Source organism: Luteimonas salinilitoris (genome assembly GCF_041300785.1).
In the GTDB taxonomy this organism is placed as follows: domain Bacteria; phylum Pseudomonadota; class Gammaproteobacteria; order Xanthomonadales; family Xanthomonadaceae; genus Luteimonas; species Luteimonas salinilitoris.
This window is the reverse complement of sequence record NZ_JBFWIB010000004.1, coordinates 198,618-221,861: the sequence shown is the minus strand read 5'-3', so window position 1 is coordinate 221,861 and position 23,244 is coordinate 198,618. Positions and strand designations below refer to the sequence as shown.

Sequence of the window (23,244 nt, the reverse complement as noted above, 5' to 3'; positions counted from 1 at the left end):
CCGGATCGAGCATCATTCTTTCCAGGGGAGTACCACCATGCGCGGTATCGGTCGCCAGCTCGGGCTGGCCTTGCTTCTGTCCTGCGGCATCGGCGGCGCCCAGGCCCAGGTCGTCATCAGCCAGGTCTACGGCGGCGGCGGCAACAGCGGCGCCACCTTCACCAACGACTACGTCGAACTGTTCAACCGCGGAGACGACGCGGTATCGCTGTCCGGCAAGTCGCTGCAGTACGCCAGCGCCACCGGGACCGGCAACTTCGGCGCCACTCCGACGCAACTCGTCGTGCTGCCCGGCGACACCCTCGAGCCCGGCCGCTACTACCTGGTCGCGCTGGCCGGCGGCAGCACCGGCGAGCCGCTGCCCGCCGCGGACGCCTCGGGCACCATCAACATGTCCGCCGCCTCCGGCAAGGCGGCGCTGGTCGACTCCACCACCGGCCTGGGCTGCAACGGCGGCAACAATCCCTGCACGCCGGCGCAGGAAGCGCTGATCCTCGACCTGGTCGGGTTCGGCGGCGCCAACTACTTCGAGGGCAGCGGCACGGCGCCGGGCCTGAACAGCTCCACCGCCGGCTTCCGCGCCGGCGACGGTTGCAGCGACAGCAACGACAACGCGGCCGATTTCGCCGCCGGCACGCCGGCGCCGCGCAACAGCGCCGCGATTCCCAACGTCTGCGGCGGCGGCGGCCAGGCCTACCTCAGCATCGCCGACACCAGCGCGGCCGAGGGCGACGGCGGCAACACGCCGTTCTTCTTCAGCATCGCCCTCAACCAGCCGGCCGGGCCGGGCGGCGTCAGCGTCGACTACGCCACCGCCGACGGCAGCGCCGTCGCCGGCGAGGACTACATCACCGAAAGCGGCACCGCGACCATCGACGAGGGCGAGACCTCGGTGACGATCACCGTCGACGTGCTCGGCGACGGCGGCACTGAGCCGGACGAGACCTTCCAGGTCGATCTCGACAACGCCGTCGGCGCGCTGATCGCGCGCGCGCAGGCCACCGGCACCATCCTCAACGACGACGTCACCACCCTGGCGATCCACGCCATCCAGGGCGACGGCCAGCTCTCCCCCTACGACGGCGAGGCGGTCGCCACCGAGGGCGTCGTCACCGGACGCAAGAACAACGGCTTCTTCCTGCAGAGCGCCGACGGCGAGGACGACGGCAATCCGGCCACGTCGGACGGCATCTTCGTGTTCACCGGCGGCGCGCCGCCGGACGCCGCCGCGGTCGGCAGCCGGGTGCTGGTGCAGGGCACGGTGGACGAATACGTTCCCGCCGCCGATCCGCACCAGCTGCCGCTGACCGAGATCGTCTCGCCGTCCGTGGTGCAGCTGTCCGGCGGCCATCCGCTGCCGGCGCCGGTGGCGCTGACCGTCGACATGCCCAATGCCGACGGCGGCCTCGACCAGCTCGAGCACCTGGAAGGCATGCGCGTGACCGCTCCGAGCTTCACCGTAGTCGCGCCGACCGGCGGCTTCACCAACGAGCCGTCCGCCACCGGCGGCAGCAACGGCCGCTTCGCGGTGGTGGTGACCGGCACCGCGCGGCCGTTCCGCGAGCCGGGTATCCAGATCCCGGATCCGGACCCGCTCGGCAGCACCGCGCCGAACATCCCGCGCTGGGACTTCAATCCGGAATTGATCGTGGTCAACAGCGGCACCATCGGCGCGCCGACCGCCGACGTGGCCGCAGGCTGCGAGATCGTCGACGGCTCGCTCACCGGCCCGCTCGACTACACCTTCCGTCGCTACACGATCTACCCGGAAGCCGAACTCGTCGCCGAGTGCGGCGAGGCCGGCCAGCCGCGCGCGGCAATGGTCCCGACCGCCGACCACGCGACCTTCGCCACCTACAACCTCGAGCGCTTCTTCGACACGGACAACGATCCGGCCACCGGTGATCCGGTGCTGACCCCGGAAGCGCTGGAGATGCGTCTGAACAAGGCCTCGATCGCCATCCGCCGGTTCCTGCACACGCCCGACGTGCTCGGCGTGACCGAGGTGGAGAACCTGTCGGTGCTGCAGGCGCTGGCCGAGCGCATCAACGCCGACGCCGTGACGGCTGGCGATCCCGATCCCGGCTACGCCGCGTGGCTGGAGGAAGGCAATGACATCGGCGGCATCGACGTCGGCTTCCTGGCCCGCACCGGCGAGGTCGCGGCCGGCGTCGCCCGCGTCGAGGTGCTGTCGGTCGAGCAGGCCGGCGCCGACGCGGTGCTGGCCAATCCCGACGGCTCCAGCACCCTGCTCAACGACCGGCCGCCACTGGTGATGGACGCCATCGTCCACTTCGCCGACGGCCGCAGCCTGCCGGTCACGCCGATCGTGGTGCACCAGCGCTCGCTGAGCGGCATCGACAGCGAGGACAGCGGCAGCAGCGGCTGGCTGACCACCGGCGCGCGCGTGCGCGCCAAGCGCCAGGCGCAGTCGGAGCATCTGGCCGGGCTGATCGACGGCATGCAGGACGACGATCCCGCGCGCAAGATCGTGGTGCTCGGCGACTTCAACGCCTTCCAGTTCAACGACGGCCACGTCGACGCGCTGGGCGTGGTCACCGGCCAGCCGACGCCGGACGACGAGACCGCGGTCGACGGCGACGGCGTCGACCTGGTCGAGCAGGACCTGCACAACACCACGCTCGACGCCGATCCGGCCGAGCGCTACTCGTTCGTGTTCGACTACCAGGCGCAGTCGCTCGACCACGTGCTGGTCAACCGCGCACTGCTCGATTCGGCGGACATCGCCGGCCATGCGGTCAGCCACGCCCGCATCAACGCCGACTTCCCCGAGGTCGCGCGCAACGACGCCGATACGCCCACGCGCCTGTCCGACCACGATCCGACCATGCTGCTGGTGCGGCTGCAGGCGCTGACCTTCGCCGACCTCGGGGTCATGGCCGAGGCAATCGAGAACAGCGCGGTCGTCGGCGATGCGATGGAATTCGCGGTGACCGTGACCAACGCAGGTCCGGACGCGGCGGCGTTCCCGGGCGTGGGCTTCTCGCTCGACGCCGAACTCGACGACCTCGCGGTCTCGGCCCCGGACGGCTGGAGCTGCGACGTGCCGACCAGCGGCAGCGACAGCACCTCGATCGCCTGCACGGCCGACACGCTCGAGGCCGATGCCGAGGCGGTCTTCGGCATCAGCGCCACCGCGCCGGAGAGCGCGCTCGGCGCCACGGTCACGCTGGCCGCCGCGGCGACCTCGCAGACCCAGGACCCCGAGGACGGCAACAACGATGCCGGCGCATCGGTGGAAGTCACCGAGGCCTCGCCCGAGGTGGTCGAGCTGCAGAACCGCGCGGCCGTGACCGGCATCGAGGGCGTGGCCGGCGACGCTCATCTCTACCGCATCGAGGTGCCGGCCGGCGCACGCAACCTGCGCATCCTCAGCTACGGCGGCAACGGCGACGTGACGCTGACCGCGCGCCTGGGCGAGCTTCCGACCGACGACGCCTACGATGCGATCTCCTCCCGGCCCGGCAACAACGAGATCATCCACGTGGCCGCCCCGGCGGCCGGGACCTGGTACATCCGCCTGGTCGGCGAACGCGCCCACGCCCGCGTCTCGCTGCGCGCCAGCTTCACGCCCTGAGGGCAGCGGTCCGCCCGAAAGATTGCTCCTTGAACCCCGGCTCCGGCCGGGGTTTTTTTGTTCTTCGCCCGATGCGGGGTTGAGGCGGGCCATTCCACAGCCCGTGGCGCCCGGCTCGCCGCACGGGCACAGGTCTGCCCGCATGTCATGACGCATCGCGCAACGGGCCGTCACGGGGCAGCGGTTAACATTGTCGGTCCCTGTCCAGACCGATCAGCGCATGACTGTCGCCGCGACATTCGAGATCGAATACCTGCAATACCTCGGCCCGGACGGCAAGCCGGTGGCCGACTTCCCGGAGGCTTTCGCCAACCCCGAAACCCTGCTGCCCCTGTTCAAGGAAATGCTGTTCGTGCGCATCTTCGACACCAAGTCGATCGCGCTGCAGCGCACCGGCAAGCTCGGCACCTACGCCTCCAGCCTGGGCCACGAGGCCACCCACATCGGCATCGGCGCCTCGATGCGGCCCGAGGACGTGTTCGCCCCCAGCTACCGCGAGTACGGTGCGCAGCTCATGCGCGGCGTGCATCCGCGCGAGATCCTGATGTACTGGGGCGGCGACGAGCGCGGCAACGACTTCGAGGTGCCGCGCCACGACTTCTCCTGGTCGGTGCCGATCTCCACCCAGTGCCTGCATGCGGCCGGCGCCGCGCTGGCGTTCAAGCTGCGCAAGGAACCGCGGCTGGCGGTCGCCTGCTGCGGCGACGGCGGCTCGTCCAAGACCGACTTCTACGCCGCGCTCAACTCCGCCGGCGCCTACACCCTGCCGCTGGTGCTGTGCGTGATCAACAACGGCTGGGCGATCTCGGTGCCGCGTTCGGCACAGACCGGCGCGCAGACGCTGGCGCAAAAGGGCATCGCCGGCGGCCTGCCCTGCCTACAGGTGGACGGCAACGACCTGGTGGCGTTGATGGAAGGCATGCGCCGCGCCACCGAGCGCGCGCGCAACGGCGAAGGCGGCACCGTCATCGAGTTCCTCACCTATCGCCTGCACGACCACACCACCGCCGACGACGCCCGCCGCTACCGTTCCGCGGAAGAGGTGAAGGCCGCCTGGGAGCGCGATCCGATCCCGCGCCTGCGCACCTTCCTCACCGCGCGCAAGCTCTGGGACGAGCAGCAGGAGAAGGCCTGGGCCGAGGAATGCGGCAAGCGCGTCGATGCCGAGATTGACGCCTACCTGGCATCGAAGGTGCAGCCGGTCGAGGCGATGTTCGACTATCTCTACGCCGACCCGCCGGCCGACCTGCTGAAGCAGCGCGAGGCCGCCATCGCCCTGGAGAAGCGCTCGTGAGCGCCGCGAAGTCCCCTGCAGGAGGGGCTGAGGCCCCTCCTGCAGAAGCAAAAGTGGACACCCCGATCACCCTGATCGAAGCCATCACCCAGGCGCTGGCCTGGGAGATGCGCCACGACGATTCGGTGGTGGTGCTCGGCGAGGACGTCGGCGTCAACGGCGGCGTGTTCCGCGCCACCGCCGGCCTGCAGCAGCAGTTCGGCCCCGAACGCGTGCTCGACACCCCGCTGGACGAGACCACCATCGCCGGACTCACCGTCGGCATGGCCGCGCAGGGCATGAAACCCGTCGCCGAGTCGCAGTTCGACGGCTTCATGTATCCCATGGTCGACCATATCGTCTGCCACGCGGTGCGCCTGCGCACCCGCACCCGCGGCCGCCTGCACTGCCCGATGGTGCTGCGCGTGCCCTGGGGCGGCGGCATCCGCGCGCCCGAGCATCACAGCGAGGCCAACGAGGCGATCTTCACCAACGTGCCCGGCCTGCGCGTGGTCATGCCCTCCTCGCCGGCGCGCGCCTACGGCCTGCTGCTGGCGGCGATCCGCGATCCCGACCCGGTGATCTACTTCGAGCCCAAGCGCATCTACCGCCAGTACAAGGAGCTGGTGCCCGACGACGGCGAGGCGCTGCCGCTGGACGTGTGCTACGTGCTGCGCGACGGCGACGACATCACCCTGGTCACCTGGGGCGCGCAGGTGAAGGAAACGCTGGAGGCCGCCGACCGGCTGGCCGAGGACGGCATCTCCGCCGAGGTGATCGACGTGGCCACGCTCAAGCCGCTCGACTTCGACACCATCGCCGAGTCGGTCGCGAAGACCAGCCGCTGCGTGATCGTGCACGAGGCCGCCAAGACCGCCGGCTTCGGCGCCGAGATCGCCGCGCGCCTGGCGGAGGAGTCGATGTACGACCTGCTGGCGCCGGTCGAGCGCGTCACCGGCTACGACACCCACATCCCGCTGTTCCGGCTGGAGATGAAATACCTGCCGAGCGTGGACCGGATCGTCGCCGCGGCGAAACGGGCCGTGGCGGCGGGCTGAGATGCGGCGCGCGCGCGTCATCGCCGCGTATCGCGCTCCGGATCGCCCGGCGATGCGGATGCACGCGGGCGAGACGGTGACGCTGGGCGAACGCGACGCGGAATGGCCGCAGTTCGTCTGGACCACGCTCGCCGGCGGGCTGGGCGGCTGGGTGCCGGCGGCGCTGTTCGACCGCGAGCACGGCGAGGCCACGGCGCAGGCGGATCACGAAACACTCGAGCTCGACGCCGACCCGGGCGAGGTACTGCGCCTGCAGCGCGAGCTCGCCGGCTGGTGGTGGGCCGGGAACGCCGACGGTGCGCATGGCTGGATCCCGGCGCGCGTGCTGGAATACCTGGATTGAAGCAACGCCGGCACGGACCCGCGGCCCACGCCAACGGAAATCCCGCCGGATCGAAGAGGACCGAACCGACATGGCCGACAAGACAACCTTCAAGCTTCCCGACCTCGGCGAGGGCCTGCCCGACGCCACCATCGTCGAATGGTCGGTCAAGGTGGGCGACACCATCCGCCTCGACGACCCGCTGGTGTCGATGGAGACCGCCAAGGCCGTGGTCGAGGTGCCCTCGCCGGTGTCCGGCAAGGTGCTCGAGCTCGCCGGCGAGCCCGGCGACGTGATCGAGACCGGCGCGGTGCTGGCCACGTTCGAGATCGACCCGGACCTGCCGCAGCGCGCCGAGGGCCAGGACACCGGCCACCACCACGGGCCGAAGCCGACGAAGGGCACCGGCAGCAAGGCGCCGAGCAACGGCGACCAGGTCGTCGCCTCGGACGACGGCGGCGCCATCTCCGACGCCGGCGACGCCGCGCCCGAAGGGGCGGCCGGCGAGAGCGAGCGCGCCGACAGCGGCACGGTGGTCGGCGCCATGCAGTCCTCCGACACGGTGCACGCCGAGCGCGCCAGCTCGGCCGGCGGCGTCAGGGCGATGCCGGCGGTGCGCGCGCTGGCGCGCAAGCTCAAGGTCGACCTCGCCCGCGTGCACGCCACCGGTGCCGACGGCGTGGTGACCATGGCCGACGTCAAGCAGGCCGCCGCCGACGGCAGCGCCGTCTTGCCCTCTGCCGCCGCGAGAGGGGCTGGAGGCGCGGGTAGGGGGGCCCGCGAAGTCCCGTCGCATGCCGCACCTCCCGAAGGGAGACGCGAGGACCAGCGCACCACCCTCTCCGCCTCCGGCAAGCCCATGCGCACCCAGCCCCCGACGGTATCCGCCAGCGGCCAGCCGGAGCAGCTCAAGGGCGTGCGCCGCAACATGGCACGGGTGATGGCGGACGCCCATGCCAAGGTGGTCCCGACCACGCTCAGCGACGATGCCGACATCCACGCCTGGACACAAGGCAACGACATGACCGCGCGCCTGGTGCGCGCGATCTGCGCGGCGGCGCGCGCGGTGCCGGCGCTCAACGCCTGGTTCGACGGCGACAAGCTCACCCGCACCCTGCACCCGCACGTCGACCTCGGCGTCGCCGTGGACACCGACGACGGCCTGTTCGTGCCGGCGCTGCGCAACGCCGACATGCTCGACGCGCGCGGCGTGCGCGAGGGCGTCAACCGCCTGCGCGCACAGGTCGAGGATCGCAGCATCCCGGCCAGCGAGCTGGGCGGCTACACCATCTCGCTGTCCAACTTCGGCATGTTCGCCGGCCGCTACGCCACCCCGGTGATCGTGCCGCCGTGCGTGGCGATCGTCGCCGCCGGCCGCGCCCGCCACCAGATCACCCCGGTGATCGGCGGCTTCGAATCGCACAAGCTGATCCCGCTGTCGGTCACCTTCGACCACCGCGCCTGCACCGGCGGCGAGGCGGCGCGGTTCCTGCGGGCGATGCTGGACGATCTGGCGCTCGCCGGCTGAGCGATGGAAGCGCTACGCACGATCGCCGAGATCTTCGTTGGCACCTGGCTGCTCACCGGCAGCCTGCACGAACGCGCCGAGGTGACCGAGTTCCATGACGTCGGGCGCAGGGAGGCCGAGATCGGCGCCTGGCTCGCCGGCGACAGCTATCGGCGGCTGCACGAACTCGCGCCGGCGCACGGCCTGACCCTCGTCGTCGCCGCCGACGGCCGCTTCGCCGAGACCGTCACCGGCCGGCCGGACACCTATTGGTACGACGCCGATGGTGTCGAGGAAATGCATCACCCGACGCCGTTCGACGGCAGGACCGTCGAACGCGCATCCCGCATCTACCTGCAGCCCGACGAACGGGAGATCCGGGTCGAGCGCGCAGCGCAGTATCCCGGTGTTGCGCTGCGCGTCGACGACGGCGACACCATGATCACGGATCGCATCGAACGGATCGGAGCGGCCCTGGTCAGGACCGTATCGGTCGTGACGGACGAAGCCTATCTCAGTCGCCTGACCCTGACCTACCGCAAAGGCGGCGAGTGACAATCGCCACCTGATCGCGATCTGCACCGGGCTGCCGGTCCACCCGGGCTTGCGCAGATCGAAACCCGCCCCTACGGAGGATCGCAATGTCCCATCGCAGCCGCCTGTCCACCTTCGTCCTCGACTGCCGGGTCGAGGACCTGAAAGCGTCCACCGAGTTCTGGAGCCGCGCGCTCGGCAAACCGGTCGAGAGCGATGACGAGGACGGCGACGGCAAATACGCCGCCCTCAAGACAGAGCGCGACGAACCGATCCTGCTGCTGCAGAAAGTCGAGCACGAATCGCGCGTGCATCTCGATATCGAAGCCGACGACATCGACGCCGAGGCCGAACGGCTGGAGCAGCTGGGCGCGAAGAAGATCGCCTTCGTCAAGCGCTGGTGGGTGATGGAGGCGCCGAGCGGCCACCGCTTCTGCATCGTGCGCCAGCAGCGCGAACCATTCGGGTCGCATTTGAACACCTGGGACTGAAGGCGAGGAACGAGTGGAGAGGAACGAGAAACGAGTAAAAGCCGCGCCAAGGACCAGGACCTGCTCCTCTCTCGTTTCTCACTCCTCGTTTCTCGTTCCTCGCTCTTCGCGGTCGAGCCAGACTTCCAGTCCCTGCGCATTGAGCTCGATGTCCATCGCCAGCAAGGCCGGCACCGCACGCTGCGCGTCGGAGACGCCATGCCGCTGTGCACGTTCGACATAGATGCGCGTCAGCGCTTCCACCAGCCGCGCGTGACGCTGGCCGTCGCCGTCCAGGCGGCGCGCGGCGGCCACGGTGGCCTCGACCAGCGCGATCAGGTCCGCGCCCAGCCGCTGTACGTCGGTGACGCGGCCGTAGTGGGTCACGTACACCGCCTCGGGCGCTTCGCCCAGCAGGCGCCGGACCGAGGCGCGCATCGCCTCCGGGTCGAACTGCACCGGCGAGGTGGTGGGGATCGCGAACGCACCGCGCGCGGTATCGAACTCGCGGTACGACAGGCCGAAGATGTCGCCGGCGAACCAGCTGCGGCTGCGCGCGTCCCACACCGCCAGGTGGTGGCGCGCGTGACCGGGCGTGTCGGCGCACAGCAGCGGCCGGCCGGCGAGGTCGACGACACGGCCGTCGCCGGCCGCCGTCACCCGCGATTCGGGCACCGGCACCAGGGTGCCGTAGCTGTTCTCGAACTCGGCCTCGCCGTACACCGCCGTCGCGCCGGCGGCCAGCTTGGCCGGATCGATCATGTGCGGCGCACCGCGCGGATGCACCACCAGCGTCGCGTTCGGCAGTGCGCGCATCAGCGAACCGGCGCCGCCGGCGTGATCGAGATGCACGTGGGTCAGGATCAGCCAGTCCACCGCCTCACGCGACAGGCCCTGCGCGTCGAGCGCGGCGAGCAACCGCGGCACGCTGCGGTTGGTCCCGCAGTCGACGAAGGCGGCGCGTCCTCTTTCGACGATCAGATAGGCGGCGCAGAAGTTCGGCCGCTGGTAGCCGGTATCGATGGTGACGATGCCGTGGGAATCGCGCATGGCACGCTCGTGAAGCGGGGCGTTCCAGTCTAGGTCGTCGCCCGCCTGCCCCGCGATTCGGCTTTGGTCGCAACCGACACTGCGTTCAACGCGCGCACAGCCAGCGCCGTCGCAGAAAAAATGCGACGGTCATCACCGCAAGGAACACGCCGTAACCGATCGCGGTCGCCAGCACCTGCCGCCACATGTGCCCGTAGACGGGATCGGCGCTGCCGTGCGCCCAGTGCACGCTGAGCAGGAACGCCACCAGCGCCAGCAGCAGCGCGGCGATGTCGAACGCGCGGCGGCCGGCGGTGCGCGGCTCCCGAGGGAGCAACCAGAACAGCACGCCCAGGATCAGGAACCAGGGCAGGAACAGGATCAGCGCGAGGTTGAGTTCGACCAGCGGGCTCATGCCTCGTCCGCGGCGAACCTCGCCAGCGCCTCGAGCAGCTCCTCCACCGCCACGCCTTCGGCCAGGTGACCGACCAGGTGCTGCCCCAGATGCACGCCCTGGCCGGCAAGATGATGCAGTTCCGCACTGCCCTCGCGCTTGAGCCGGGCGATGAGCTGTCCGGCGTCGCGCGGCGAATCGTGGCCCACGCTCTGCAGCAGCACGCGATCGCCGTCGACCAGCTTGAAGTAGAAACGGCCGTCGTTCTCGCGGTACTGCTTGAACTGCGGCGGCGCCCGTCCGGCCTCGGCGGCCGTTTCGGCTTCGGGGGCCGCCTGCGACAACTCGCGCAGTCCGACCGCCTCGCGCAGGCGCCGCAGGAACGGCGTCGCGACCTGTTGCCGCAGTTGCGCCGCACCGTCGCGCAACTGCCGCTCGATCACCTCCGGCCTGGCGATCAGCGCCTCGTAGCGTTCGCGCAACGGCGCGACCTCGACATCGATGCGCTCGAACAGCTGCTGCTTGGCCTCGCCCCAGGCGATGCCCTCGGCGAAGGCCTGGCGCATGCGCGCGGTCTCGTCCTCGCTGGCGAAGGCGCGGTAGAACTGGAACAGCGCCGAGCCGTCGGCGTCCTTGGGTTCGCCCGGCGCCTTCGAGTCGGTGATGATCGAGAAAATCAGCTTCTTCAGCTCCGCGCGCGACGCGAACAGCGGAATGGTGTTGTCGTAGCTCTTGCTCATCTTGCGGCCGTCCAGGCCCGGCAGCGTCGCCACCCGCTCCTCGATCTCCACTTCCGGCAACGTGAAGTGCTCGCCGTAGAGATGGTTGAAGCGCTGGCCGAAGTCGCGCGCCATCTCGATGTGCTGGATCTGGTCGCGCCCCACCGGCACCCGGTCGGCATTGAACAGCAGGATGTCGGCCGACATCAGCACCGGATACATGAACAGGCCGGCGTTGATGCCGGCGTCGTCATCCTCGCCCTCGGCGCGGTTGCGGTCCACCGCCGCCTTGTAGGCATGGGCGCGGTTGAGGATGCCCTTGCCGGCGACACAGGTCAGCAGCCAGGTGAGCTCGGTGATCTCTGGGATGTCGGACTGGCGGTAGAAACGTACGCGCTCCGGCTCCAGGCCGCAGGCCAGCCAGGTGGCGGCGATCTCCAGCGTCGAGCGCTGCACCCGCGCCGGCTCCTGCACCTTGATCAGGGCGTGCAGGTCGGCGAGGAAGTAATAGCTTTCGACATCCGCGCTGCGGCTGGCGGCGATCGCCGGCCGGATCGCGCCGACATAGTTGCCGAGATGCGGGGTACCGGAGGTGGTGATGCCGGTGAGGACACGGACGAGGCGTGGGGACATTGCGCAGCCGAGCGGGAAGCCGGGCCGAAGTTTAACCGCTGGCGCGGGCGGCACGGCTTCGGACCGCCCGCGCCACGACCGCAACCCCGGCCGCGGCGGTGGCGCGTTCTCTACCAGGACCCATACGGAGAAGCGCCATGTCCCGCCTGCTGCTGCTCGCCGCGATCCTGTTCGCCGCCGCCTGTACGCCCGCCCGCGCCGGTTCGCCGGTCCGTCTCGATGTCGTCGATCGCGATACCGGAGAGTGGCTGTCGCAGCACCGGCATCGCGGCGACACCTGGATCGCAGGGATGCCCGGGCGCCCGTACGCGGTGCGGATCACCAACGGCAGCGACCGGCGGGTGCTGGTGGTGCTGTCGGTCGACGGCGTCAACGCAGTCACCGGCGAGACCGCCGACCCCGATCAGGCCGGCTACGTATTGGCGCCATGGCAGAGCGCCGAGATCACCGGCTGGCGCAAATCGCTCGACGATGTCGCCCGGTTCGTGTTCACCGACCTGCCGGACAGCTATGCGGCGCGCACCGGGCGGCCGCGGCACGTCGGCGTGATCGGCGTGGCGGTGTTCGCCGAGCGGCGGCACGCGCCGCCGCGTCCGCCCTCGCCGCCGGTCGCCGGCGACGAGCGCCAAACGCGCGCGCTCGCGCCGCAGTCCGCCGCCGAAGCGGAAACCGCCGACAGCGCTCACGGCGCCTCGAGGCAGCGCATCGGCACCGGCCATGGCGAACGCGAATGGTCACCGACCCACCGCACCGGTTTCGTGCGCGCCAGCACGCGGCCGATGCAGGTGACGCAATTGCGCTACGACGCGCCGCAGCGGTTGGCGGCGATGGGCATCCTGCCACGGCCGTACGCCTGGCGAGGGCACCAAGACGCATCGCCGCAGGCGTTCCCCGGCGGGTTCGTCCCGGACCCGCGGTGAATCGGTCGTGGATTCTTCCTGTGGATCGAACGCCGCGTGCCGTTTCGGCATTTGTAAATGCGCGCCAGGCATTTCTTTTTCCCCTGCAGTGAGACATGGCTCATCGCCCATGAGCGATATCAATAGGCAGCCGGATCTATCACGATGGGCCAACACCCATTCTGTGGTTTGAGGTGCCGGCTATTTATTCGCGGCACCCGTGGCGACGGCCCATGCTTCACTGCAACGGAAAGGGCTGCCTGGCGCGATCAGAGCGTGCGCTCGAAGTCCTGCACTTCCTGCTCGGCGCGTTCGCGGGTCCAGCCGTACTGCTCCTGCAGCTTGCCGGCCAGGTACTTGCTGTCGCCTTCGGCGACGTCGAATATGTCGTCGGTCAAGTCTCCCCACTGCGCCTGGGCGCGGCCCTTGATCTGGGTCCACTTGCCGGAAATGATGTCCTTGTTCATCGCCTGTCTCCGTCTTCGGCCACGGCGGTTCGCCGTCGGCGACAGCGTGGCAACGCCCGGGTTCGCGTTCGGTCAAATTTGCGTTGGGTCGTGCTGACGTCGATGAACGAGCTGAGCGGTTCAGCATTCAGTGCCAAGCCCGCAGGCACGAAAAAGCCGGCGCGAACGCCGGCTTCCGTTTTTCGCGTGCCAAGCGGCCGCGAAGCATCAGTCCGGATCGGTCCCACCGGTCCTGTCGGCGGCATCTTCGACCTTCTCGCCGACCTTCTGCACATCCTTCCCCGCGCCTTCGACGGTGTTGCAGGCGGTCATGGTGGCGGCGGAAAAGAGGGCGAGCAGCAGCAGGGCTGTCAAACGCTTCATGGAATTCTCCTGTGTTGAGGGGTCGCTTTGTCGTGCGCGTCCCGAACCGGCGACCCGTGTGGACATGAAACCGCAAATCGGCGTGAAAGCCATGTCGATTCCGCCCGGCAACCGGTGCTCCCGGTCACCCCCGTTCAGTTTCGCGCCGCCGGCACCACGACGCAGGCGGGCGACCGCCGAAACTCAATCGCGCATCAGCGTCGACTTGCCGAACAGGCTCTCGACCAGGTCCACCGCGAGTTCCGCGGTCACGTTGCGATCATCCAGCGCCGGGCTGACCTCGACCACGTCGAGCGAGCCCATGCGGCCGCTGTCGGCGATCATCTCCATCACCAGTTGCGCTTCCCGATAGTTCACCCCGCCCGGCACCGTGGTGCCGGTGCCCGGGGCGATCCCGGGATCGAGGAAATCGACGTCGAAGCTGACGTGCAGGTGGGTGTCGGCGTCGAGCCCGTCCAGCGCCTGCTCCATCACCCGCTTCATGCCGACCTCGTCGATGAAGCGCATGTCGAAGATGTCGAACCCGTGCTCCTTGACCAGCCGCTTCTCCTCCTGGTCGACCGAGCGGATGCCGATCTGCTTCACCTGGTCCGGCGTGATCGCCGGAACGTGGCCGCCGATGCCGGTCAATGCGTCGGGGCCGATGCCGCACAGGCAGGCCACCGGCATGCCGTGGATGTTGCCCGAAGGCGTGACCCGGCTTGTGTTGAAGTCCGAGTGCGCATCGAGCCACAGCACGCGCAGCTTGCGTCGTTGCGCGCGGCAGTGGTTGGCGACCGCGGCGATCGATCCGATCGCCAGGCTGTGGTCGCCGCCGAGCACCACCGGCATGCGCCCGGCGCGCAGCTCCGCGGCCGAGGCGTCCATCAGCGCGCGGTTCCAGGCGACCACCTGGTCCAGATGGCGATAACCTTCCACCGGCGGCAGCCATGGGTTGGGCGGACCGTCGACGTTGCCGCGGTCGACCACGTCGACGCCGCGCGCCTGCAGCGCCTCGGCCAGCCCGGCGATCCGCAGCGCCTCCGGCCCCATGCGCGCGCCGCGATGGCCGGCACCGACGTCGGTGGGCACGCCCAGGATCGAAACGGGTGGATAGGTCCGCGTCATCGTCGTCATCCGTGGTGATGGTGCCGGCAGTCCGAATCGAACGGACGACCTACCGCTTACAAGGCGGTTGCTCTACCAGCTGAGCTATGCCGGCGTGGATGGCCCGAGGCGACTCGGGAGGGCGGGCATTCTAACGCGCCGCCGCGGCGGCTTCAGCGAGACCGGCGCAGTCGACGGAATCGGCCCGCGCCGCGCCGGTTTCGGTGCGTGCCGCGGCGGCATCGAACCCGTCGGCCACGGCGACATCGAGCCAGTGCCTTGTACCGGCGTCGCCCAGCGGCTCGGCCTGCGCGCCGAAGCCGGCCGCACGCAGGTTGGCCGCGTGGCGCCTGGCCGCGGCCTCGCCGCTGAAGCGCCCCAGGGCGATCGCGTTCGCCTCTTCGCCCGTGGCGATGATGAAGTGGTCATTGAACCCGGCGGCGACGAGGTTCTGCACCGCCGCCTGCGCCGCGTCGCGATCGGCCAGGGGCGGCAGCATCACCCGCCAGCCGCGCGGCGCTTCCACGATCTCGCGCGTACGCAGATGCAGCACCTGCGGCTGCAACCGCGTGCGCGCCGTCGCCAGTGCATCGGCATCGGCGAACGGGCCGAGCGCCAGGCAGCGCGACGGTTGCGTCGGCGCAGCCGCCGCGTCTTCACCGGAAGCGTCCGCCGGCGCGGGCGGCGTTTCGGTTCGCGGCGCACCGGCCTCCCCGGCCTCGGCGAGGGCCGCCTCCGGCTGCGGATCGGCGGCACCTGCCGATGCCGCCGTGGCGCGCGCCTGCGGCGTCGCCTCCGACAGCAACTGCAGCCGCGGAACGCCGGCGGGGTGCGCCGACGGCGCCTCCGGCACGGGCGGCGAGCGCATCGCCCACCACAGGGCGACGCCGAGGTTGAGGGCCAGCAACAGGACGATGGAGGCGCGCAGGAGCATCGGTGGATTGTAAGCGCGCACCGCGCGTGCTTCCCGCACGCGATGCGCATATCGGAGCACTCAGGCCGGAGGCGCCATCCGTGCCCAGCGCGCGAGTCCCTCGAGCACCAGCGCGGGAGCGGGTTCGGCGCCGTCCAGCCGCGATGCCAGCGCCTGCGCGCCGCCGCCGTGCAGCAGCAGCCGCGGCCGCTCGCCGCCCAGCAGGTCACGTGCGGCATCGCGGCTGCGGTCGACCAGGGCCAGCGCCGCGCCTTCGCAGCCCGACGCCAGCGCATCCACGGTGTCGTCGGCGAATTCGGCGTAATCGCCACCATCCGTCGGCAGCTGCCGCGCGCGCCGGTGCAGCGCCTCGCGCATCAGCGCCGGCGACGGCGCGATGCGGCCGCCGCGATGGCGCCCGTGCGCATCGACCAGGTCGAGGGTCAACGCGGTGCCGACACCGACCACCAGGCTCGCCCCGGCGCCGCGCGCATGCGCGGCCAACAGCGTCAGGAAACGGTCGACGCCGAGCCGCTGCGGCTCGGCATAGGCGATCTCGACACCGTCGCAATGCCGCAGCGTGGTGGCGGCCGATACCCGCCCGCAGCGCCGGGCCAGCGTGTCGAGCAGGATTACACGCAGTTCCGTCGCAGCCACGCTGGCAAAGCAGGCCGCATCGAAACGCGCCGGCAATGCCGCGTCCCAGCCGGCAGCGAACGCAGTCCCGTCATGGGCCACCGCGACGATCTCGCCGATGCCGCCGTCCTCGCGCAGCGGGGCGAACTTGAGCCGGCTGTTGCCGAGGTCGAACAACCACTCGCTCATGCGGCAGCCCCACGGCGCACGCTGACTTCACCGGCGTGGAAACACCGCTCGCCATCACCCAGGCGCACCCGCAGCGCACCGTCCCCGGCCACGCCGAGCGCGATGCCGGCGTAGACCCCGTCGCCGGCATGCACCTCCACCGCGCGGCCGGCCAGCGCATCGAGCGAGGCGAAGCGCGGCAGGAACGGCGCCAGTCCGTCGCGGTCGAACCGCGCCAGCGCCGGCACCAGTCGCGCGACCAGCGCCGCCACCAGCGCGTTGCGCGGCGGCATCCGGTCATCGGCGATCGCGGCCAGGTCGGTCCACGGTTGCGCGATGACGGCGGCCGCGGCGGCCGGCATGCGCAGGTTCAACCCGAGCCCGATCACCGCACGCGCCGGCCCTGCGTGCTCGCCGCCGCCTTCCACCAGCAGGCCGCCGAGCTTGCGCAGCTCGGCGTCCTGCACCACCACCAGGTCGTTCGGCCACTTCAGGCGCACGCGCGCCGCACCGAGCGCGTGCAGCACGTCCGCCGCGGCCACGCCGGCGGCCAGCCCCAGGCCGCCGAGACGCCCCAGGCCGCCGGAGAACCGGCGCGACAACGAGAGATAGAGGTTCGCCGCCAGCGGCGAGGCCCAGTCGCGGCCGCGACGGCCGCGCCCCCCACTCTGGCGCTCGGCCAGCAGCACCGCGGTGCCGATCGCGGGGGGCTCGCGGCGCAGCAGCTCGGAATTGGTCGAATCCAGCGACCAGGCCACGTCCAGATCGGCGATGCCGGCCCGGACCTCCGGCGGAAGCGCTTCGCGGATCCGCGAAGCGTCCAGCAGTTCCAGGGGCTCCGCCAGGGCATAGCCGCGCCCGGGACTGGCCTCGATCGCGATCCCGGCGGCCCGCAGCGCCTCGACCCGCTTCCAGACCGCCGCCCGGGTCTGGCCGCAGGCGCGCGCGAACGCGTCGCCCGATACCGGGCCGGCAAGCAGTCGTTCGAGCAGGGCGCGTTCGGAATTCATGTCGTGACGGACGGAGCGGAGATCCTGCGGGAGGCCGGACCGCGATTATCCGCGTATCCGCACCGCCTGGCCGATCGCGAGCCGGCGGGGGACGCTCTCTGCCGCAATGCAGCATGCGCCGCCCGGCAACGGCGGCACAACCGCGCTATAGTTGGTCGTTGTGCGTTGCCGTCCTTCCTTCACAGGTCGCCGCCATGCTCCTTCGATTCGCGCTGTTGCTGCTGCTCTGCTCCGCCAGCCTGCCGCTGCTGGCCCGCGAAGTCCGCCAGGCCGGCGCCAACGGCGACGGCGGCTGTCCCACCAGCACACTGGCCGAGGAGGATGCCGGCACGAGCGCCCCGCGCGGCGAACGTCCCGGCGCCACGACACCCGCCGCCAAGGAAGGCGCCACCGGCGCCCCGGGCGGCAATACCGAGAACAACGTCCGCGCGCCGCGCTGGCACAGCTTCCTGCCGGGCATGTTCCGCTGAGGTCGGCGCGGCACGCGTGCTCGGCCTGATCCGGCGCCTGCGGCGCAGCCCCGCTCCGATCCCTTCCGACCTCTGGCACCGGATGCGTGCCCGCGTCGCCTGGGCGGCACGCCTGGACGAGGCCCGCGACCGGCGCCTGCAAGCGCTGGCCGCGCGCTTCCTGCACGACAAGACCATCACCGCCGTCGGCGGACTGCATCTGGACGACGATCGCCGCACCACCCTGGCCGCGCTGTGTTGCCTGCCGCTGCTCGAGTTCGGCGCCGAAGGGCTGCACGGCTGGTCGCAGCTGATCGTCTATCCGGATGCCTTCCGGGTGAACCGCACCCACGTCGACGCCGCCGGCGTGCTGCACGAGTGGAACGACGAATTGATCGGGGAAGCGTGGGAGACGGGACCGCTGATCCTGTCCTGGGCCGACATCGAGGCCGACCTGGCGCAACCGGGCGCCGGCCTCTGCGTCGCCGTGCACGAGATGGCGCACAAGCTCGACGCGCTCGACGGCGTGCTCGACGGCACCCCGCCGCTGCCGCGCGACTGGCAACGGCAATGGGCACGCGACTTCCAGCACAGTTACGACGGCTTCGTGGCCGAGGTCGAACGCGACGCCGACATCGCGATCGACCCGTACGCGGCGGAAGCGCCGGAAGAATTCTTCGCGGTGTGCAGCGAGTACCACTTCAGCGATCCGGCCACGCTGCGCCGGCAGTTGCCGGAGGTGGCCGCGCACTTGCGGCGGCTGTACGGCCGGTCGCCGATGGAGCGAGAAACGAGAAACGAGAAGTGAGAAACGAGAGAAGGGCGTGACTCCCCGGGCGCTGCATTCACTCGTTTCTCGTTCCTCTTCACTCGTTCCTGGCTCCTACAGCCCCGGCGGCAGCGTCACCACGAAGCGCGCACCGCCCAGTTCCTCCGACTCCGTCACCTGCAGCTCGCCGCGATAGCTGCGCACGATGTCCTGCACGATCGCCAGGCCGATGCCGTGGCCCTGCACGCGCTCGTCGCCGCGCACGCCGCGCTGCAGGACGTGGCCGATCCGCTCGGGCGGAATGCCGGGGCCGTTGTCGTCGACCGCGAGCAGCAGGCCGGGGCGGCGGTTGGGCGCGGACTCGCCCGGCCTGGCCGTCAGCAGCACCCGCGACCGCGCCCACTTGAAGGCGTTCTCCAGCAGGTTGCCGAGCAGCTCCTGCAGGTCGCCGGGCTCGCCATGGAAGTGCGCCTGCGGGCCGATGTCGAATTCGCAGATCACGCCCTTGCTGGCGTAGATCTTCTCCAGCCCGCGCACGATCTGCTCGGCATGCGGCTCGACCTCCACGGCCGCCGCGAACAGCTTGTGGCCGCTGGACGCCGCGCGCCCGAGCTGGTAGCCGACCAGGTCGTTCATGCGCCGCAGCTGGGTCTCCACCTCCTCGCGCAGGCCGCTGTCGTCGCCGGCGTCCAGGCGCGTGCGCAGCACCGCCAGCGGCGTCTTCAGGCTGTGCGCCAGGTCGGACATGGTGTTGCGCTGATGCTCGAGGTTCTGGCGCTCGCTCTCGATCAACGCGTTGATGCTGTCGGTCAGCGGCTGCAGCTCGCGCGGATGCAGTTCTCCCATCCGGTTGGCCTGACCGCGCTGTACCCGCTTGAGTTCCTCGATCACGTGGCGCAGCGGCCACAGGCTCCAGCGCAGCACCGCGATCTGCAACAGCAACAGGATCAGGCCGGCCACGCCGAGGTAGCGCCACAGCGCCTGGCGGAAGACCTGCACCTGCTGTGGCAGATTGCCGGCGTCCTCCATGATGTAGACCGTGTAGGGAATCTCATCGGCATTGCGCACCAGCACGAAGCCCATGCCGTAGCGGATCACCTCGCCCGGCGCGCCGGCGCTGTCGACGATCGGCAGGGGGCCGTCGAAGCGCTCCTGGCCGCCCTCGAGCATCGTCAGTTCGGGCAGCTGCGGGCCCTGGGCCGAGGGCGAATACCACTGTTCCTCGGCGGTGATCACCGCCGCGTACAGGCCGGTACCGGGGCGGTTGAAGCGCTCGTCCGGCGGGTACTCCGGCGGGATCAGCGTATCGTCGCGGGCGAACTCGACGATGCCCGCATAGTTTTCCGCGAATCCGCGCAGGCTATCGCGCTGGCGCTCGCTGGCGACATCGACGAACGCCCGGTCCAGCGCGTAGCCGGCCAGGGCCAGGAACGCGACCAGCCCGAGGCTCGCCGCGAGCAACTGCCGCACCTGCAGCGAGCGCGGCCGCCAGGGAAGTGCGCGTCGTCGATGCTCGATCGCCATGGCGACAGGCTACCGGATCGCGCCACGGCGAACGCCGCTAGACGCACGGCCGCGGACGATCGACCGGCGCCCCGGCGCGGACACGCTCAGGTCCGCGCGCGCCTCACTGCTCACCGCTCCGCGGGATCGCGAAACGGTAGCCGCGCCCGCGCACGGTCTCGATCGGCTTGAGCGTGCCGTCCGGATCGAGCTTCTTGCGCAGGCGGCCGATGAAGACCTCGAGCACGTTGGAATCGCGGTCGAAATCCTGCTGGTAGATGTGCTCGGTCAGGTCGGCCTTCGAGACCAGCTCGCCGGCGTGCATCATCAGGTACTCGAGCACCTTGTACTCGTAGCTGGTGAGGTCGACGTTCTGGCCGTTGACGCTGACCGTCTGCGCGGCCAGGTCCAGGATCACCGCACCGCACTCGAGCGTCGGCTTGCTCCAGCCGGCGGCACGCCGCACCAGTGCGTTGATGCGCGCCAGCAGCTCCTCGACATGGAAGGGCTTGACCAGGTAGTCGTCGGCGCCCTGCTTGAGACCGTCGACCTTGTCCTGCCAGCTCGAACGCGCGGTCAGGATCAGCACCGGGAACTGCTTGCCCTCGTCGCGCAGCGCGCGGATCAGTTCCATGCCAGACATCTTCGGCAGGCCGAGATCGATGATGCCGACATCGAACGGCACCTCGCGCCCCATGTACAGCCCCTCTTCGCCGTCTTGCGCCGCATCCACGGCGAAGCCTTCGCGCTTCAGGCGGGCGGCCAGGGTCTCGCGCAACGGGGCTTCGTCTTCGACGAGCAGGATTCGCATGCGTCACTCCGGGATCGGTGGCCGCGCTGCGGCCGTTGCGTTCAAGTATCTGAACTCAGTCGTTGTCGCGACGTGAGCGTTGCTGGCGCCGCTGCGGATCGTCCTCGTAGACGCGCACCCGCCCGCGGTCGTCGAGCACCTTGATTCGATTGATCTCGCGGCCGTTGGAATGCATGCGCTCGGCGCTGATCAGGGTGCCGCGGGTGGAGCTGCGGATATGGCGGATGGAATCGGCCATCGCGTCCTGCCGACGCAGGCGCGACGACGGCTCCGGTTGCGGGACGGCACGGGGCGGTCCCTGCTCGGACCGGGCCCGCTCACGTCCCTGCCCTTGTCCCTGTCCCTGACCGCGGTCCTGACGACCCTGCGCGTGCACGGTCGTCGCGCCGGCGAGGGCGACGGCCAGCAGCGGCAGCAGCAGCGAACGACAGAAAACGGACATGAATAATGGTTCCCGCAGTGGGATGAATAGGGTGCCCGGTTCTCTGTCCGGGCCCAAATTGTTGATATTCCGGGGTGAATCCGTCCTTAACTTTTCTGAAGCCGATGGGGTCTGTTCAGTCACGACCCCATGATGACGCCCGTTCAGTAGATTTCCGCAATGCAGCAACGCAGCGAACCGCCCGCCGATTCGAGGGCATCGAGCGCCACTGCCTCCAGTCCGAAGCCCGCCCGCGCCAATCCGTCGCGGGCAGCCGGCGTCAGGACGGCCGCGGCAGCCGCGCTCATCCAGACGGTCTCAGCGGTGAGCGAGATCGCATTACCGACGAAACCCGCCCGCTCCGCCGGCGACAGCCGGATCGCGTGCGGCGCATACAGCTGTCCGATCGCGTCGGCCACGCCTGCATCGGCGAAACCGTCCTGACACAGCAGCACCGCCCGGCCGGCCAGCACCGCAAGCACCACATTGGCGTGGTACTCGCCGGGCGCGAGTTCGAACAGCAGCGTCGCGCGCAGCCCGAAGGCCCCGTGCAGCAGGCGGGCGCCGGCCGCGTCGCAGCGCTCGGACAGCCCGCAGAAGCCGAGCCCGCGGGCGCGGTCGATCACCAGCGCGCCGGTGAGTTCGCACGGATGCGGCTGGCCGGACAGGTCGTGGACCGCATAACCGAGCGTCCCGGCGAAGAAGCCGCGGATATCCGGGCGGGCGGCCTCGCGCTGGCGGACCGGATGGCGCATCCGGCCCACGATCAGCCGCCCCGGCACCGTGGCGAAGACGTTGTTGGGAAACAGTGCGTCGGGCGCCTGCGGATCGCCGGGAAAGCAGACCGTCGGCAGCGCCGCGGCCATGGCGCGCTGCAGGTCGCGGTGCTGGGCGGAGGCGCGCGCGGCGTCGAAGGCGCCGGCTTCGGCCATGTAGCGGTTGTCGGCGGCCGACTGCTCGGCGCGGGCGAAGCCGTCCGGCGCCACCAGGAACGCCGCCTTCGCCGTCGCCGGGCCGAAATCCGGCGGGCAGTCGCGGCCGAAGGCGAGGAAGACGTCCGGATCGCGGGTGATCATGCGGCGGCGCGGCGCCCGGACTCGGTGGCCGCGAGCGCGCGCTCGACCACGTTCCAGCCGGCACCCGGCCGGTGGGCGCCTTCGCTCAGCACCTGGCGGAAGCGGCGTCCGCCCGGCTGGCCGTTGAACAGCCCGAGCACGTGCCGGGTGATGTGCTTGAGCGCCATGCCCCGGGCGAGCTGTGCCTCGACGTAGGGGCGCAGCGCGCGCAGCAGCTCGCCGCGCGACTGCAACACACCGCCGAACCAGGCGACGTCGAGACGATGCAACAGATAGGGATCGTGGTAGGCCGCGCGACCGAGCATGGCGCCGTCGGTGCGTTCGAGGTGCGCCGTCGCCTCATCGGCGTCGGCGATGCCGCCGTTGACGATCACCGCCAGGTCCGGCCGCTCGCGCTTGAGCCGCCAGGCCCAGTCGTAGCGCAGCGGCGGCACCTCGCGGTTCTCCTTCGGACTCAGTCCCTGCAGCCAGGCGTTGCGCGCGTGCACCACGAAGGTCCGGCAGCCGGCATCGGCGATCGTGTCGACGAAGGCGCGGAAGCGGCCGTAGTCATGGTCGTCGTCCACCCCGAGCCGGCACTTCACCGTCACCGGCACCGGACCCGGTGCATCGGCCAATGCCGCGATCATCGCCGCGACGCTGTCGGCCACCAGCGCCGGCTCGCGCATCAGGCAGGCGCCGAAGCGCCCCGCCTGCACCCGGTCCGACGGGCAGCCGCAGTTGAGGTTGACCTCGTCGAACCCGTGCGCGGCACCGATCGCCGCCGCCTGCGCCAGCAGTTCCGGTTCGCTGCCGCCCAGCTGCAGCGCCACCGGGTGCTCGACCGGATCCAGCGCCAGCAGCCGCGCCCGATCGCCGTGGATCACCGCGTTGGCGTGCACCATCTCGGTGTACAGCCGCGCATGCGGCGCCAGCAGGCGGTGGAAGACCCGGCAATGGGTGTCCGTCCAGTCCATCATCGGCGCGACGGACAGGCGCAGCGACGCCGCGTCGGGCAATGGATCTGGCAGCGACTGGCCGGAAGCGGTCATGGTGGAAGCGGTCGGGCAAGGATGACAGGCCGCTATTCTCGCTGGTCGCCGGCAATGGGTCGAACTGCGACTGAAAAGTGAACCTGACCCCGATATCCGAAGCAA

At 70.5% G+C, this 23,244-nt stretch carries 24 protein-coding genes and 1 tRNA gene; 10 read left to right on the top strand and 15 right to left on the bottom strand.

Annotated features, from left to right (window positions below):
* The first annotated feature begins 37 nt into the window (after window positions 1–37).
* The 7 genes from AB5T46_RS09350 to AB5T46_RS09320 all read left to right on the top strand — a co-directional run bounded on the left by AB5T46_RS09350 (window position 38) and on the right by AB5T46_RS09320 (window position 8,783).
* Window positions 38–3,598: a pre-peptidase C-terminal domain-containing protein gene (locus tag AB5T46_RS09350; RefSeq protein WP_370563638.1), complete on the top strand. Its 3,561-nt coding sequence runs from the start codon at window positions 38–40 to the stop codon at window positions 3,596–3,598.
* Between the two features lie 220 nt (window positions 3,599–3,818).
* Window positions 3,819–4,892, top strand: coding sequence for a pyruvate dehydrogenase (acetyl-transferring) E1 component subunit alpha (gene pdhA / locus AB5T46_RS09345; RefSeq protein ID WP_370563637.1), 1,074 nt, complete (start codon window positions 3,819–3,821; stop codon window positions 4,890–4,892).
* A gap of 53 nt (window positions 4,893–4,945) precedes the next feature.
* Window positions 4,946–5,929 carry an alpha-ketoacid dehydrogenase subunit beta gene (locus tag AB5T46_RS09340; protein WP_370563636.1) on the top strand — a complete coding sequence of 328 codons (984 nt, stop codon included), beginning with the start codon at window positions 4,946–4,948 and terminating at the stop codon, window positions 5,927–5,929.
* A 52-nt stretch (window positions 5,930–5,981) separates the two neighbouring features.
* Complete coding sequence (locus AB5T46_RS09335) at window positions 5,982–6,272, top strand: SH3 domain-containing protein (RefSeq protein ID WP_370563635.1); 291 nt, start codon at window positions 5,982–5,984, stop codon at window positions 6,270–6,272.
* Window positions 6,273–6,342: 70 nt separating this feature from the next.
* Window positions 6,343–7,779, top strand: a complete 1,437-nt coding sequence (locus AB5T46_RS09330) for a dihydrolipoamide acetyltransferase family protein (RefSeq protein ID WP_370563634.1) — start codon at window positions 6,343–6,345, stop codon at window positions 7,777–7,779.
* A gap of 3 nt (window positions 7,780–7,782) precedes the next feature.
* A complete protein-coding gene (locus AB5T46_RS09325) occupies window positions 7,783–8,313 on the top strand; it encodes a hypothetical protein (protein WP_370563632.1) in 531 nt (176 codons plus the stop codon).
* A gap of 86 nt (window positions 8,314–8,399) precedes the next feature.
* Complete coding sequence (locus AB5T46_RS09320) at window positions 8,400–8,783, top strand: VOC family protein (protein WP_370563630.1); 384 nt, start codon at window positions 8,400–8,402, stop codon at window positions 8,781–8,783.
* Window positions 8,784–8,861: 78 nt separating this feature from the next.
* On the opposite strand, the gene AB5T46_RS09315 is transcribed toward AB5T46_RS09320, so the two are convergent.
* From AB5T46_RS09315 to AB5T46_RS09305, 3 genes are all read right to left on the bottom strand, one after another.
* Window positions 8,862–9,812 (bottom strand): MBL fold metallo-hydrolase, encoded by a 951-nt coding sequence (locus AB5T46_RS09315; protein ID WP_370563629.1) that lies wholly within the window; start codon window positions 9,810–9,812, stop codon window positions 8,862–8,864.
* Window positions 9,813–9,897: 85 nt separating this feature from the next.
* Window positions 9,898–10,206 (bottom strand): hypothetical protein, encoded by a 309-nt coding sequence (locus AB5T46_RS09310; protein WP_370563628.1) that lies wholly within the window; start codon window positions 10,204–10,206, stop codon window positions 9,898–9,900.
* Window positions 10,203–11,537 carry a tryptophan--tRNA ligase gene (locus tag AB5T46_RS09305; RefSeq protein WP_370563627.1) on the bottom strand — a complete coding sequence of 445 codons (1,335 nt, stop codon included), beginning with the start codon at window positions 11,535–11,537 and terminating at the stop codon, window positions 10,203–10,205. Before AB5T46_RS09305 ends, AB5T46_RS09310 begins: the two co-directional genes overlap by 4 nt.
* A gap of 137 nt (window positions 11,538–11,674) precedes the next feature.
* On the opposite strand from AB5T46_RS09305, the gene AB5T46_RS09300 reads away from it, so the two are divergent.
* On the top strand, window positions 11,675–12,457 hold the full coding sequence (locus AB5T46_RS09300) for a hypothetical protein (RefSeq protein WP_370563626.1): 783 nt from the start codon (window positions 11,675–11,677) through the stop codon (window positions 12,455–12,457).
* A 248-nt stretch (window positions 12,458–12,705) separates the two neighbouring features.
* Here AB5T46_RS09300 and AB5T46_RS09295 read toward each other — a convergent pair whose 3' ends face one another.
* The 7 genes from AB5T46_RS09295 to birA form a co-directional block, all read right to left on the bottom strand.
* Complete coding sequence (locus AB5T46_RS09295) at window positions 12,706–12,903, bottom strand: CsbD family protein (RefSeq protein ID WP_370563625.1); 198 nt, start codon at window positions 12,901–12,903, stop codon at window positions 12,706–12,708.
* Between the two features lie 207 nt (window positions 12,904–13,110).
* Entirely contained in the window at window positions 13,111–13,266 is a 156-nt protein-coding gene (locus AB5T46_RS09290; RefSeq protein WP_370563624.1) for an entericidin A/B family lipoprotein, read from the bottom strand.
* Window positions 13,267–13,449: 183 nt separating this feature from the next.
* A complete protein-coding gene (gene rocF / locus AB5T46_RS09285) occupies window positions 13,450–14,373 on the bottom strand; it encodes an arginase (RefSeq protein ID WP_370563623.1) in 924 nt (307 codons plus the stop codon).
* An 18-nt stretch (window positions 14,374–14,391) separates the two neighbouring features.
* Window positions 14,392–14,467: transfer RNA gene (locus AB5T46_RS09280), tRNA-Thr, on the bottom strand.
* Window positions 14,468–14,503: 36 nt separating this feature from the next.
* Entirely contained in the window at window positions 14,504–15,286 is a 783-nt protein-coding gene (locus tag AB5T46_RS09275; RefSeq protein WP_370563622.1) for an SPOR domain-containing protein, read from the bottom strand.
* 60 nt (window positions 15,287–15,346) lie between these two features.
* A complete protein-coding gene (locus tag AB5T46_RS09270) occupies window positions 15,347–16,090 on the bottom strand; it encodes a type III pantothenate kinase (RefSeq protein ID WP_370563621.1) in 744 nt (247 codons plus the stop codon).
* Window positions 16,087–17,079 (bottom strand): bifunctional biotin--[acetyl-CoA-carboxylase] ligase/biotin operon repressor BirA, encoded by a 993-nt coding sequence (gene birA / locus AB5T46_RS09265; RefSeq protein WP_370563620.1) that lies wholly within the window; start codon window positions 17,077–17,079, stop codon window positions 16,087–16,089. Before birA ends, AB5T46_RS09270 begins: the two co-directional genes overlap by 4 nt.
* Before the next feature lie 194 nt (window positions 17,080–17,273).
* Between birA and AB5T46_RS09260 the strand changes: the two genes are divergently transcribed.
* Window positions 17,274–17,549 carry a hypothetical protein gene (locus AB5T46_RS09260; RefSeq protein ID WP_370563619.1) on the top strand — a complete coding sequence of 92 codons (276 nt, stop codon included), beginning with the start codon at window positions 17,274–17,276 and terminating at the stop codon, window positions 17,547–17,549.
* A gap of 16 nt (window positions 17,550–17,565) precedes the next feature.
* Window positions 17,566–18,336 (top strand): M90 family metallopeptidase, encoded by a 771-nt coding sequence (locus AB5T46_RS09255; RefSeq protein ID WP_370563618.1) that lies wholly within the window; start codon window positions 17,566–17,568, stop codon window positions 18,334–18,336.
* Window positions 18,337–18,411: 75 nt separating this feature from the next.
* Here AB5T46_RS09255 and AB5T46_RS09250 read toward each other — a convergent pair whose 3' ends face one another.
* The 5 genes from AB5T46_RS09250 to dusA form a co-directional block, all read right to left on the bottom strand.
* Window positions 18,412–19,773: an ATP-binding protein gene (locus AB5T46_RS09250; RefSeq protein WP_370563730.1), complete on the bottom strand. Its 1,362-nt coding sequence runs from the start codon at window positions 19,771–19,773 to the stop codon at window positions 18,412–18,414.
* A gap of 151 nt (window positions 19,774–19,924) precedes the next feature.
* Window positions 19,925–20,611 (bottom strand): response regulator transcription factor, encoded by a 687-nt coding sequence (locus tag AB5T46_RS09245; RefSeq protein WP_149194670.1) that lies wholly within the window; start codon window positions 20,609–20,611, stop codon window positions 19,925–19,927.
* A gap of 55 nt (window positions 20,612–20,666) precedes the next feature.
* Window positions 20,667–21,053 carry a hypothetical protein gene (locus AB5T46_RS09240; protein WP_370563617.1) on the bottom strand — a complete coding sequence of 129 codons (387 nt, stop codon included), beginning with the start codon at window positions 21,051–21,053 and terminating at the stop codon, window positions 20,667–20,669.
* A gap of 143 nt (window positions 21,054–21,196) precedes the next feature.
* Window positions 21,197–22,108 carry an arginine deiminase-related protein gene (locus AB5T46_RS09235; RefSeq protein ID WP_370563616.1) on the bottom strand — a complete coding sequence of 304 codons (912 nt, stop codon included), beginning with the start codon at window positions 22,106–22,108 and terminating at the stop codon, window positions 21,197–21,199.
* A complete protein-coding gene (dusA, locus tag AB5T46_RS09230; protein ID WP_370563615.1) occupies window positions 22,105–23,139 on the bottom strand; it encodes a tRNA dihydrouridine(20/20a) synthase DusA in 1,035 nt (344 codons plus the stop codon). The genes AB5T46_RS09235 and dusA overlap by 4 nt, the downstream gene beginning before the upstream one ends.
* Window positions 23,140–23,244 lie beyond the last annotated feature (105 nt).